13 protein-coding genes are annotated in these 12,741 nt (G+C 41.3%); 4 read left to right on the forward strand and 9 right to left on the reverse strand.

Annotated elements, in window-relative coordinates; all coding sequences use genetic code 11:
* Nucleotides 1-19: 19 nt before the first annotated feature.
* A complete protein-coding gene (locus HMPREF2675_RS03380; protein WP_004520571.1) occupies nucleotides 20-676 on the reverse strand; it encodes a response regulator in 657 nt (218 codons plus the stop codon).
* Nucleotides 673-2,433, reverse strand: a complete 1,761-nt coding sequence (locus HMPREF2675_RS03385) for a histidine kinase (RefSeq protein WP_070814071.1) — start codon at nucleotides 2,431-2,433, stop codon at nucleotides 673-675. Before HMPREF2675_RS03385 ends, HMPREF2675_RS03380 begins: the two co-directional genes overlap by 4 nt.
* A gap of 259 nt (nucleotides 2,434-2,692) precedes the next feature.
* On the opposite strand from HMPREF2675_RS03385, the gene mobA reads away from it, so the two are divergent.
* Nucleotides 2,693-3,274 carry a molybdenum cofactor guanylyltransferase MobA gene (gene mobA / locus HMPREF2675_RS03390; protein ID WP_070814072.1) on the forward strand — a complete coding sequence of 194 codons (582 nt, stop codon included), beginning with the start codon at nucleotides 2,693-2,695 and terminating at the stop codon, nucleotides 3,272-3,274.
* 124 nt (nucleotides 3,275-3,398) lie between these two features.
* Here the strand turns inward: mobA and HMPREF2675_RS03395 are convergent, their stop codons facing one another.
* The 4 genes from HMPREF2675_RS03395 to HMPREF2675_RS03410 all read right to left on the reverse strand — a co-directional run bounded on the left by HMPREF2675_RS03395 (nucleotide 3,399) and on the right by HMPREF2675_RS03410 (nucleotide 5,939).
* On the reverse strand, nucleotides 3,399-4,238 hold the full coding sequence (locus tag HMPREF2675_RS03395) for an NAD-dependent epimerase/dehydratase family protein (protein WP_070814073.1): 840 nt from the start codon (nucleotides 4,236-4,238) through the stop codon (nucleotides 3,399-3,401).
* Between the two features lie 40 nt (nucleotides 4,239-4,278).
* Entirely contained in the window at nucleotides 4,279-4,761 is a 483-nt protein-coding gene (locus HMPREF2675_RS03400) for a DUF2269 family protein (RefSeq protein WP_003778699.1), read from the reverse strand.
* Complete coding sequence (locus HMPREF2675_RS03405; RefSeq protein ID WP_070814074.1) at nucleotides 4,758-5,147, reverse strand: DoxX-like family protein; 390 nt, start codon at nucleotides 5,145-5,147, stop codon at nucleotides 4,758-4,760. The genes HMPREF2675_RS03400 and HMPREF2675_RS03405 overlap by 4 nt, the downstream gene beginning before the upstream one ends.
* 273 nt (nucleotides 5,148-5,420) lie before the next feature.
* The gene (locus tag HMPREF2675_RS03410; RefSeq protein ID WP_070495920.1) at nucleotides 5,421-5,939 is read right to left on the reverse strand and encodes a GbsR/MarR family transcriptional regulator; all 519 of its coding nucleotides are present in this window, start codon (nucleotides 5,937-5,939) and stop codon (nucleotides 5,421-5,423) included.
* 238 nt (nucleotides 5,940-6,177) lie between these two features.
* Between HMPREF2675_RS03410 and ygiD the strand changes: the two genes are divergently transcribed.
* On the forward strand, nucleotides 6,178-6,963 hold the full coding sequence (ygiD, locus tag HMPREF2675_RS03415) for a 4,5-DOPA-extradiol-dioxygenase (RefSeq protein WP_070814075.1): 786 nt from the start codon (nucleotides 6,178-6,180) through the stop codon (nucleotides 6,961-6,963).
* A gap of 261 nt (nucleotides 6,964-7,224) precedes the next feature.
* Here the strand turns inward: ygiD and HMPREF2675_RS10845 are convergent, their stop codons facing one another.
* From HMPREF2675_RS10845 to HMPREF2675_RS10855, 3 genes are all read right to left on the reverse strand, one after another.
* On the reverse strand, nucleotides 7,225-8,493 hold the full coding sequence (locus HMPREF2675_RS10845; protein WP_141759943.1) for a hypothetical protein: 1,269 nt from the start codon (nucleotides 8,491-8,493) through the stop codon (nucleotides 7,225-7,227).
* 363 nt (nucleotides 8,494-8,856) lie between these two features.
* Entirely contained in the window at nucleotides 8,857-10,908 is a 2,052-nt protein-coding gene (locus HMPREF2675_RS10850; protein WP_083323864.1) for an NACHT domain-containing protein, read from the reverse strand.
* Nucleotides 10,895-11,242 carry a hypothetical protein gene (locus HMPREF2675_RS10855; RefSeq protein WP_083323865.1) on the reverse strand — a complete coding sequence of 116 codons (348 nt, stop codon included), beginning with the start codon at nucleotides 11,240-11,242 and terminating at the stop codon, nucleotides 10,895-10,897. Before HMPREF2675_RS10855 ends, HMPREF2675_RS10850 begins: the two co-directional genes overlap by 14 nt.
* Before the next feature lie 122 nt (nucleotides 11,243-11,364).
* Here HMPREF2675_RS10855 and HMPREF2675_RS03425 point away from each other — a divergent pair, with 122 nt between their 5' ends.
* Both HMPREF2675_RS03425 and HMPREF2675_RS03430 read left to right on the forward strand, forming a co-directional pair.
* On the forward strand, nucleotides 11,365-12,018 hold the full coding sequence (locus HMPREF2675_RS03425; protein WP_070814076.1) for an IS1595 family transposase: 654 nt from the start codon (nucleotides 11,365-11,367) through the stop codon (nucleotides 12,016-12,018).
* 94 nt (nucleotides 12,019-12,112) lie between these two features.
* Nucleotides 12,113-12,691 (forward strand): NAD(P)H-dependent oxidoreductase, encoded by a 579-nt coding sequence (locus HMPREF2675_RS03430; RefSeq protein WP_070814077.1) that lies wholly within the window; start codon nucleotides 12,113-12,115, stop codon nucleotides 12,689-12,691.
* Nucleotides 12,692-12,741 lie beyond the last annotated feature (50 nt).

A 12,741-nucleotide genomic window follows, 5' to 3' on the forward strand; every position in this document is an offset into this window, starting at 1 on the left:
AAGGTTTCAGACGGCCTGATTAAGACAATACCGGTTGCGGTACTTTGTGTTGCACCGCATAAACCGCTGCTTGAACGCGGCTGCTTAGGTTCAACTTACGCAACAGGTTTTGCACATGCACTTTGACGGTTGACTCTGCCAAGTTCAAATGGCGGGCAATGATTTTGTTGCTGTGTCCGGCGGCAAGATAGCCCAAGATTTCCATTTCGCGCGGGGTCAGCTGCGCCAGCAGGTGGTCGGAGCGGGAAGGAGAAGGGGAAATCAGCGATTGCACCAAGCGGCTGGTCATTTCTGGAGAGAAGACATTGTCGCCATCGACGGCTTTGCGGATACTTTCTAAGAGGAAGTCGGCATTGATGTTTTTCAGCAAAAAGCCTTTTGCACCCATACGCATACATTCGGTCAAGTCATCGCTGTCTTCGGAAACGGTCAGCATAATGACGGTCAGTTGCGGATTGATACTTAAAATTTGAGCCAATGCTTCGCGGCCATTCATGACCGGCATATCCAAGTCCAGTAAGACCACATCAGGCTTGAGCTGCTCAACCATTTTTACGCCGGCCAGGCCGTCTGAAGCTTCGCCGACGACCTCAAAATCAGGCTGGCGTGAAAGCAAGGCCTTGATACCGCTGCGAAATAGGGTGTGGTCGTCAATAAGGGTAATCTTAATCGTCATGATGCTGTTCTCATTTGTTGCGGCAAAGTCAGCATAACCGCCGTACCTTGCCCAATCTGCGATGTAATGGCCAATTCTGCGTTAATCCGTTGGGCCCGTTCTTGCATAATGCCCAAGCCGACATGTTCGCCTGAAGGCCGGTCTGATAAGTGTTCTTTATTAAAGCCTGCGCCGTCGTCACGAATCGTCATGACAAAATCGCCGTGGTTGGCAATTTCGACGCTGACATGTTGCGCACGCGCGTGCTTCCGAATATTGGACAGGCTTTCCTGCAAGATGAAGATGATTTGCAAATGCTCATCATAATTCAAAGCCTGCCCGTCGTCCTGCCATTTTAAATCAACTGGAATACCGGTTTGTCGTTCAAAACGCGCCAGCAGCGATTCTACCGCTTCAGGAAAATCTTTATTACTGATTTTGGTGCGGAAATTCATCAAAAGTTCGCGTACGTCTTCATAGCATTCCTGCACGCCGTCTTTAATGAAGCTGATGTTTTCTTCAGCCTGCTCGCGTTGGTTTGAAGCAAACGCGCTTTCCAACATTTGCACCTGCAAATTCAAAAAGGTCAAAGCTTGCGCGATGCTGTCATGCAAACCTTGCGCAATCAAGTTACGCTCCTGCAAGACTGCAAGCAGGCGGCGCTCTTGTTCCATGCGGTTGCTTGCGATGGAAATGCCCAGCTGTCCGCTTAAAGTATGCAGCAGTTTTTCGTCTTGCTCGTCAGGCATATGGCCGTCTGAAAAATATAGGGTCAGTACGCCGAGCTGTTCGTCTTGATAAACGATCGGAAATTCTACACGATTTCCTTCTTCGGTTTCACCGACGCTTGCCGCCAAATCAGAACGTTTCCGCTCCTCATCGGAAAGATATACCGTACCGCCTAAGGCTGAAAACGCCGGCAGAATCTGAGTTAAAAATTCTTCTGCCGCCTGTTGCGGCGTAAAGGTTTGGTGCAGGTTGCGCGTAGTTTGGTAGAGCAGGGTCAAATCACGGTTTTGCCGGGCCAAGTCTTGGGTTTGTTGGGCAACCTGTCCTTCTAAATCCGTATAAAGCGTATGCAGACGGCGGCTCATTTGGTTAAAGCCCTTGCTTACTTGGGCAAACTCACGAATCTGGTCTGTCTCGATTTGAACGCCGAAATGCCCTTTGCTGATGGTTTCTACACCATCGCGCAGTTTTTCCAAGGGGCGGATAATCCATGAATAATGCCAAACAATCATCAAGCCTGCAGCCACAACAATCATCAGCATCATGGCCATTTGAAAGCGGCGCAGCCACAAGGTATTTTGCTCGTTGGCATTTTCCATCGCCTGTAAAAACAGCTCGATATTGCCGGCAAAACGGTACAGGCCGATTTGGGTCGGGCGCTCGTAATGTTGCAAAGAAGGCTTGATGTTGGATTCCCAATCGATCAACAGCATCGATTGGATCAAATCGTAAGCCAGCGGCATTTGGGACGGAATCAGCGGATGAATGGCATCGCTTTGCGTCACACTGGCCAGCGTACGCTCAAATTCTTTGATTTGGTTGTCAATTTGCGCATTGGGCGTACGGACGCTTGCCATATAAGCCAACCGATACACTTGCATTTTCAAACTGCCTGCATCTTCAATCGTTTTGGCCGCGTTTTCCAAACGCCAAGAAAGCAGCAGGGTAAAAACAATCGACAAAAACGCCGAACTGACCCATAAAAAAGTCAGCAGTTTTAAACGCGAAGACAGGCTCAGGCCGTCTGAAGATCCGGAGAATAAACGCATAATACACGCAGGGAAACTAATCCGATAATCTTATAAAAATATCATTCTTTCGGCCTATAAACAACCTGTCTAAAATAATTGTATGGTTATGATAAGAAAAAACAGGGGTTTAATGTAAAATCATGTTATGATAAAATTCATCTCAAGTGAATTAAATCATGAAAATAAGGTTTCAGACGGCCTGAAACCTTGAAACTTATCCAATAAACACAACATCTTGAACCACACTCCATACTCTGCTTCGCAAAGGACTACCAAAATGAAAATTTTCGCACTGATATTGGCCGGCGGGCAGGGAAGCCGGATGGGAGGTGTCGATAAAGGGTTGGTACAGTGGCACAACAAAGCCTTGATAGACCACGTTATCGAAAAAATCCGCCCGCAAGTCAGCCATATCGCCATCAGTGCCAACCGCAATCTCGAATCCTACGCCCAACGCAGCGCGCACGTTTTCTCCGATGCGCGCCAATGGCAGCATTACGGCCCTTTAGCCGCTTTGTGCACTGCCGCCAACGATTTACAAATTGCCACTGCCGATTGGCTGCTTATCGTATCCTGCGATATGCCGCGTTTGCCGGAAAACTTGGTTTCCCAGTTTGAAACCATCGCGCGGCGCACGCCATTGTGTAATGCGTTTTATGTGGAGACCTCTGCCAGACCGCATTACAGCGTGATGTTCATCCGTCCGCAAATCCTGCAAAGCACCGTGCCATACCTTTATTCAGGAATGCGCAGCATCCGCGGCTGGTTGCAGCAACAGCGCGCGCGGTTTGTCCATTTCCCTCATGAGCAGGATTTTATCAGCTACAACACAGAAAATGATTTGGCCCAGCCTTTGTAGTTGGGTAGGTAGAAGCAATAAGCTTCTGATGAACTGAATTGTTTTGCAATAAAGTATTTTATAAAAGCTTTAGGCCGTCTGAACAACAGACGGCCTTTGTTTTGTCATTTTAAAACTAAACAAATTATAGGCAACCGGCAAAGTTTTCTGCGGCTAATGGTTTCCTGCCTAGTAAAGCTGCAAAATCAGAATAATCAGCGCATGAACCTTGCTTGAGCAGGGCAAAGCTGTCGCGGCTGATGATGCTGTTGCTGAGGAGGTTGGCCAACGGCAATGCTGGGTCAATCAGGCGCAGGGGAACGGGTAGGATGTGTTGCGGCGGTTTGTGGTGCAGAGTTTGGCGGAGGGTGGTCAGGTATTCCGCCAAGGTCAGGTTTTGGCTGCCGGTCATGTTAATGATGCTATGGTCGGTGTCGGTTTGGGCGGCAAGTTTTGCCAAGCCTTCGGCAACATCGGCAAGATGGACGGGCTGCAAATGAAAGCGGCCGCCTTCCGGCAGGGGAAGCAAAGGGAGGCGGGCTAATTTGATGAACAGTTCGCAGCTGGTTCCTCCTCGCCCGTAAACGACGGATGGTCTGGCTATGGCAATCGGGATGCCGCTTTGGGCGACGGCATCATCTCCACGTCCTTTGCTGCCGACAAAGTTGATGGATTGAGATGGGTCGGCACCCAGTGCGGATAGTTGCACCCAGTGTTTTATGCCTGCTGTTTTTGCCCATGCGGCGAGTTGTTTGGGCGTACGGTGGTGTACGGTTTCGAGTATTTCGGCATGACGGTTCATGATGCCGATGCAGTTGATGAGGACGTCTTGCCCCTCTAATAAACGGCGTGCGGCGGTTTCGTCAGGATGAAGAAAATCGAAGGCGCGGCGGTCGGGCGTGTAAACTTGGTGACCTTGTTCTTTTAAGATTTGGGCGGTACGGCTGCCGATGAAGCCGCTGCCTCCGAAAATGATGATGTTCATGGTTTTTCTTTATGGTGTTGCTGAGGTCGTCTGAAAATCTTTAAATCGGTTTCATCACCATCAGGAAGTAAATCACGATAGTGGCGCAAAAGGCGGGATAGCCCAGCAATTCCCAGCGTCTGGCATAACGCCAATAGGGTTCTGGAATGGTGTCTGCGTTTTCTTTATGCGCTTGTTCGGCAATCTTTGCCATACGGATTTGCAGCCAGACAACGGGCAGCCAGCAAATGCCTGCAAGGATGTATAAACCGATCGTCATCCATACCCAATTTTGTTCTAGCATGGTGGAAACGGTATAGCCACGTTCGTACAGCATCCATAAGCCGGACAAGGGTTGGAAAATGACGGCGGGAGTCGTAAACCACCAATCTGCTTTGATGACCCAATGCGATACGACCGACTGCGCGGCGACCGAACCGCTGCGGTTTGCCCAAAAGAGGTAAAACGCTGTACCAAAACCGGTGCCGACCATTAAGGTAGCCGAGATGATGTGCAGGGTTTTAACGATTAAATAAGTGTTCATTTTTTATCTCCTACGGATTGATACAGGAAAAACAAAATAGCCATAATCGGCAGGTTTTTTAACAAAGGCGCAAATGGATGCGCCCACATTTCGGGCAGTCTGAAAGCAATGATCAGGCTGTATGCCGCGACGGTTATCAATTGCAGCAGCCATATTGCAGAGCGGGAGCGAAAGCGGCTGAAGCATAAAAAGGCAAAACTGGTATCCAATAGTGAAGCGGTAATTAATGTTGGCCATTGCAACGGATTGGGAATACCGACCGAATGCAGCAAATCCAATGACATTTCAGGCATGAAAAGCAGAGGCTGGGTACCGCTCCAGAGCCATAGCAATCCCATCGAGTAAGACAGATAGGCGGGGAGATTGTGCGTAGTGTTGTCGGACATGCTGGTTTCCTAATTTGTTTTAGTGTTTAAATGCATATGTTATCTGTAATTTCTATAATTTCTGTTAAAAGAGAAATAATAGGGTAAAAAATTTTAGATAGGCTTCGGGATTGTTTCTTTAGGTGGGAAATCTATATCCAGTGATTCAAAATCTACCAAAGAACATTAAGCTTCAGATAAACATGCCCATACAAAGCTGCCATGAGCATGTTTCCATATTTCAAAATAGCATCGGCTCTATTTATTGAATTATTGAACAAATGCCCATTGCGATCAACGGAAAAATTTTTGTATTCCGGCACCTATTTTTAAAATTTTCACCATGGTTGAAGTAGAAAGCTTCAACATTTCATTTGCCCACATGGTCAGCGTATTGATGAAATCATGGGTTTGTCGGATTCTTTGCTTGGCGGTTTCGTTTTCCTGACTAAACTCAGGGCTGTCGATCAGGCTTTGCAAAAATTGCCGCGTCGGTTCGATTTCACGCTGCATACGCATTTCTGCGATGGTGCGGAACAAAGTCCAAACGTCATCTGAAGTTTCAAAATGATCGCGCCTGTCGCCCAGAATGTGCACGGTATGTACCAGTCTCAGGTTTTGCAGCTCTTTGATGCTGTTGCTGACATTGGAGCGCGCTACGCCGAGCGTTTCAGTGATTTCTTCGGCGTTCATCGGTCTGCCTAAGATGTAGAGCAGGGCATGGATTTGTGCAACGGTACGGTTTACGCCCCATTTGGTACCCATTTCTCCCCAATGGAGGATAAATTTTTCAGTGGTCGGATTCAGTTTCATAGTGTTGATATTCTATTCCATTTTTTATTTCTGTCAATACAGAAATAAAAAAAATTTTGCCGTTTGAAGTAAAGTGTTCAGACGGCCTTTTGAATGAACTCTTCTAAATGCATCAATACTATATCTAACATTACCAGTCATGATTTCTTATCAGTAAAAGATGTTGTTCGTAAACCGGTATGTTTTGAATAAAAATTTATCCGTACAATCTGCTGGATCAGATAACGAGGAGCAGAACATGAAAAAAATGCCTGTATTGTTTGTTGGGCATGGCAGCCCGATGAATGTGTTGGATAAAGAAAACGTGTTCAATCAGAATTTCAGTCTAATTACGCAAAAGTTTACCAAACCAAAAGCCATTTTGATGATTTCAGCGCATTGGTACAGCAGCCGTTTGCAGGTTACGTCTGGTGAACATCCTAAAATGATTTACGATTTCTACGGCTTCCCCGATGAACTCAGCCAAGTGCAATATCCTGCGTCTGGTTCACCTGAGTTGGCGGAGCAAGTGCGGTCATTATTACGGCCGGAAAATGTCGAGCTGAACCCAATGCGTGGTTTTGATCATGGCGCATGGGCGGTATTGAAATTTCTCTATCCCGAAGCCGATATTCCCGTGGTGCAACTTAGCCTTAACCGTTTGCAATCGGCAGAATGGCATTTCAATTTGGCGAAAAAATTATCTGTCTTGCGCGAACAGGGTGTGTTAATCATCGGCAGTGGCAACATTGTGCATAATCTGAGGGCGATAAGCTGGGAGAATATCGACCAAATCGGTGCAGGGTATGATTGGGCGTTTGCGTTCCGCGAAACGGTCAATCAGGCGATTGCAACACGAGATGATGAAACTTTGGTGCATTATGAGCAGCTAGGCGAAAAGGCCGAGCTTTCTGTGCCAACGCCGGATCATTACTTGCCGTTGCTGTACATCATGGCATTACGCGAACCGCAAGACGATATTACGTTTTTCAACGATAATTTGATTGCGGGATCGCTCAGCATGACGTCGGTTTTAGTAGGATAAAAAGGAAAAAATCACCGAGTCTACGCGTGAATTTGAAGCCTTACGCGCTTTTCAAAAAGCACGTTACGAAGCAGGTTTGGATACGGTAAAATTAGATGTATTAGCAGAGGTTTTACAAAAAATAGGTTGCTTACAAGCGGTCAGATTTTGAAGACGATTTATAAAAACGCTTTGAAATCTGACCGCACTTTGAAATGAAAAAGAGCGTCTAGGATATTAATTAGAGTGCCTGCCTTTCAAGAAATACCCTAGGAATATTATTTAATCAACTGATAAGTCTAAAACAAAAACATCTAGCCTTTTTTTCAATTCTTCAGACATGTGCTTTTGAAGATCAAAATATAGTTCTTTGGCATTATTTATTCCATGAGTTTTCCGATTAGCTACCTTTTCATTTGCACCAAACCACAATACTAAATAAATACCTTGTCCATCAGCATCTGGATGAGTAGCATATAAACGATTCAACTGCGAGTCGAATGCAGAATAAAGTTCCGAATGCCATTGTCCTTTTACTTCAACTGGTAAAATTTTTCTTTTACCATTAATTAACTTAGAAAAAACAAGATCGCATCGATTATCGTCTTTCATATATCCTTCACGGATAAGATTCACTTGATAACGTTCAAGCCATATTCTTAAACGATCTGCTATGCGCTGTGTTGCAGTATTTTCATTAACTCGATTCTGGATATTTATTTTGTCATGATAGAATATTGACTTTGAAGTAATATCATGTCCATCTAAATCCTTTTGATAATTTTGTAATTCTTCCAATATAACTGTGCGTAAATTTTCGACGCTAATTATTTCATTCTCATCTAAAAAATTAACCACTTGATCAGCCGTCGGCATTTGGAAATTTTGGACTGATAATTTACATAAGTAATTAAATCGAATACTTTTTAAACTATTATAAAAATTTCTATATTGACTATTATTTAATAAGCGATCTAGAACAGGTATTGGATTATCTTGATAACTATCTCCTAATTTACCAATTAGTTCACTTAAAAAACGATAAGCTTTTTCTGAATCTGGACTATCCGAGCCATAAGAGGTAGGTAAATACACTTCTTCCCATTTTCCAATAAAAGCACTCAGAATTAATTCAATTTTGACAGGCGAAAGCATTATCCATTTTGTATAATCACCAAAACTGCCAAAATGCTCTTCTAAAATAAAGATACTATTAACATCTTTAATTAACTCTTGCCAAAAAATCTCATAATTTTCATCTAATAGATAAAAAGCGTGAGCAAACCAAAAATTTCTTTTAGATTTAATATCTTCCTCTTCTAAGGTAGGATTTATATTGAGTAAGTTTTCACAGTATTGCTGCACGATCTCTTTAAGTTTTTCGCGATCACCAAACTGAATAGCTAACTTTAATAATTCCTTTTGTGCTGAAAAATTCATATCAGGAAAATCTTCCAACCACTCTAAAGGAAGAGTGGTTTGCAAAAATTTAAATGTTTCATCATCTGCCAGCCAATTTACTTGTGCACTTTTACACTCCATGCAAGCCAATTGTGGCTCAATATACTTGTGTAGAAAATTTTCTGTATCGGCAGGATTAGAGAATAGACATCTATCCACTTCTTGTTTTAGTCGATCTCTATCATCAGAATTAACACCTAGCCAATAAGTAGATAAATTAGTACGTAAAGCTGTTAATATTTCAGCTGATACAGAATTTAATGCCCCATCTCGTTTTAAAATCTCTAAACACGCGGCATATAAAATGAACTCAAGGTTTAAAGATTTAGATTGACATTGTAATTCTGCTAATTTAGATAAACTTGGGATATTCGGCTGTATATAATCTAAACAGTTATAGAGAGCATTCCTAACCAGTTGCTCATCTCCAAATTTTTCTACAATTTTATTAGGTTAGAATAAAAGAGTTTGAGAAAAATGTAAAAGAGATTTCCAGTGTTTCCCGCTTTCTATTAATTGTCTATTTTCTTGAATAAATTGAATATTTCTATAATGAATATTTTTTTGTCTTTTATTATCTTCTCGATATCTCCTCTTACGTCGACATCTTAAAACATTGCATTTGTAATTATTTTTATCTTCTATATTCGTTCTGTACCAAATACGCAAGAACTCATATTTTTTTAATGCTTGCATACGCATGTATTGACGCAATTGATTAGGTCCCTTATGGCCATAGAAATTATGTCTAGCCATAAAGTACGACCATAATTCAACATCATCAGTATCAAAGGCTAAATCAACAATGTATTTGTAATCTTGCGATTGGAAATTTAAGCCGGAATGGCCTTGTTCAAATATATAAAATTTAGTTTCATGAATAGATTTATTATCAAATATATATTTAAATGCAATTCTAATAATATTCTGTCTTAATTCATCATTTTCAGATAAAATTTTTACCGATAAACTTTCTTTTTTTGTTGCAGCATTCTGAAAATATAGATTTTTAGTCCACTCCCAAATTTTTTCAGGCTCCCAAGGTTCTTGAACTAGTTCAAAATAGCGATCTAATAACATACTAATAATCTTGCTAATACCAACTCTGCACTGGCAATCATATTTTTTTTGATAAGAACAAGATAAATTAGCAGATAACTCATTTAACAATGGTATAACTAGAGCAAAACTCAGTTTTTGAATAAATCGTTTAATAAAGAAACGTTCACCAATAACTCTTTCAATACGATAATCTGTAGGATATAACTCGGAGCAAATTCTTAAAAATTTAATATAATCATCTATTTCAAATTCAGTATTAGATTTGGTCATCATATCTGCTACGATAGCAAGTGAGGTATTATCTCTAGCTTCAATTAGATATTCCCAAATCTCTCGGTAATTAGAGTCTTTAATTTTTGCTAAACACTTTCCTGCCAATCTTCGGTTATATTCATATCTAGATTCAACGCTAATGTTACAAACAATGCTTTTTAGTTCATTAGTTAGTTTTGAAACTATTGGAGAATCTATTAATAGTTCTAATAACAGTCCTTGTAAATCCCCATCAGAATTATCTGGAGATAACAAACTTTTCAGTTCATCGATCAATTCATCTGTGAAAAATCCAGAGATACTGAAACTTCGCCATCTATCGCTACGGCGAAAATAAGGATTTTCTTGATTTAAAACTTTTAATTTGGATAGTAGTTTTTTCTTTGAGAAGGGTAATAATAAAGCAGGGTCTCCATTCGATAAAATAGCATAAGGATCTAAATCAATTAGCTCTTCCTGAATACGTTGATTTTCTGATAATACAGTCATCCAAGCGAACAAACCGCGTAATTCATCACGTACAATATTATTCGGAGCAATAATAGATAAGATTTTGAGCAGTGATAATGGATTGTCTATTGAGGTCAATCTTTTAGCAAGATAATTACCAGCACAATATTCTGCAACAATCCTATGAACAGGCCTGTGTTGTTCTATTCCATCACTAGGAAGAAAAAATTGTGTAGATAAAATTTGATTAATATTTTTATCTGAATTTAAAGCAACAATATGCGGGTAGAAACGATTAGATGCAGAATCACTTAAACTCACACCTTCTGAACCTGATAGCATCAGTTTAGTAAAAACATCTTCTACTAATTCAATTTTTTTAGATGCTGGTAATATATTTCTATCATAAGAATAACCACTATTATTTTCTTTTGCTAATCCTTCAATAGTCAACTTAAAAGCAGAATGACGATTTTCAAAACATTGATTATTTTCCACATAGGATTTTGAAAATAATTTCAGAAATAAAGGATTAGATAATAGAGGGCTTAACTCAATACTAGCTGCATCCTCTAAAAATTTTTCTACATTTTGACCTGGATAATGGTATAAAAATAGTGCTTTTTGTTCTTGTTCATTAAGTTGTTTCAAATAAACTAACAAAGGCTCTTCACTAAAAATATTCCTACACTGTTGTGTATAACCCTCATACCATTTCACTAGAACGACTAGATAAAATGATCCTTTTAGCCGAAGTATTGCAGGCCATTATTAGTGCTTGTGTTACCGTTGATGGACCAATTTTTACTAACTCATTAAAACCATCAATAGCAAGCGAAGAACATTGCTGTGGATTCGAATGAATAAATATATTGGCAATACTTTTTTTGATTTCTAATTGCTCTGACAAACTATCCAATAAACAACTTTTACCCGCTCCTGGCTCAGCTAGAACAATAATCACTTTATTCTTAAATAAAAGCAATTCAGATTCATTAAATTCTTTGCCATCAGTATCATGTAAAACTCGAGGAAGATAAATTTCTTTATTCATAAGATATGCATAAATTGATATTTATATAGTATTCATTATAGCACTTCTAATTATTTACATATATATTTAATATATTTATTTTTGGGGCTGTACTAGATTAGCAGATATGTTACCCTCGAAATATGAAGATAACGCACTGCAAATTAAAGAAAAAAGTACAGAAAGAACTGCTCCGTTTTTTTGTATTGGAAGTTACCGCCCGTTCTGCGGCCGATATTTTGGGCATCCATCCCAATTCAGCAGCACTGTTCTACCGTAAAATCCGCACGGTTATCAACTATCATTTGGCCTTGGCTGCCGATGAGGTTTTCGAGGGCCCTGTCAAGCTGAACGACAGCTATTTCGGCGGACGGCGTAAAGGCAGACGTGGTCGCGGCGCGGCAGGAAAAGTGGTTGTCTTCGGCATTCTGAAACGCAACGGACGGGTCTATACTGTTGTGGTGGATAATGCCAAGCCTGAAACATTTCTCCCTGTCATCAAAAAGAAAATCATGCCGGACAGCATTGTTTACACGGATAGCCTGAGCAGCTACGACAAGTTGGACGTGAGCGGTTTCATCCATTACCGCATCAACCATTCCAAGGAATTTGCCGACTGTCAGAACCACATTAACGGCATTGAGAATTTTTGGAATCAGGCAAAACGCGTCTTACGCAAATACAACGGAATCGATCGCAAATCCTTCCCGCTGTTCTTGAAAGAATGCGAATTTCGATTTAACTTCGGCACACCGTCTCAACAGCTTAAAATTCTGCGGGATTGGTGTGAAATTTAGGGCTAATCTAGTACAGCTCCCTTTTAAAAGATGCAGTAAAAAGGCATAATTTAAGCCCTCATTTTTCAGAATTATTTGTTGTAGGAGCAAAAAGATGAATATTTTATTACTAGACGGTGGTAAAGATTTCGGCCATTCACATGGCGAGTTAAACCACACACTTCACAAAAAAGCGAAAGAAGTTTTAACCGCACTTGGACACAATGTAAAAGAAACCGTGATTGATGCTGGTTACGATGTTGAAGCAGAAATCGAAAAATTCTTGTGGATGGATGCCGTGATTTGGCAGATGCCAGGTTGGTGGATGCACGAACCTTGGACAGTGAAAAAATACATAGACGAAGTATTAACCGCCGGACACGGCAAGCTTTACCACAGTGATGGCCGCCATCGTGTCAATCCAACCGAAGGGTACGGTACAGGTGGCTTATTACAAGGCAAAAAACACATGCTCTCACTTACTTGGAATGCGCCGATTGAAGCCTTCACTCGCGAAGGCGATTTCTTCGAAGGTAAAGGCGTGGATGCTTTATACATGCACTTCCACAAACTCAATGAGTTCATCGGTTTGACCCGTCTGCCGACATTCTTATGTAACGATGTGATCAAAAATCCACAAGTAGAACAATACTTAACTGATTACCAAGCACACTTGGAAAAAGTATTTGGCTAATGGAAACCTTTGCAAAACTCCCCAAAATCCCCTAAATTCCCACCAAGACA

This window comes from Neisseria sp. HMSC061H08 (assembly GCF_001836795.1).
GTDB lineage: Bacteria > Pseudomonadota > Gammaproteobacteria > Burkholderiales > Neisseriaceae > Neisseria > Neisseria subflava_A.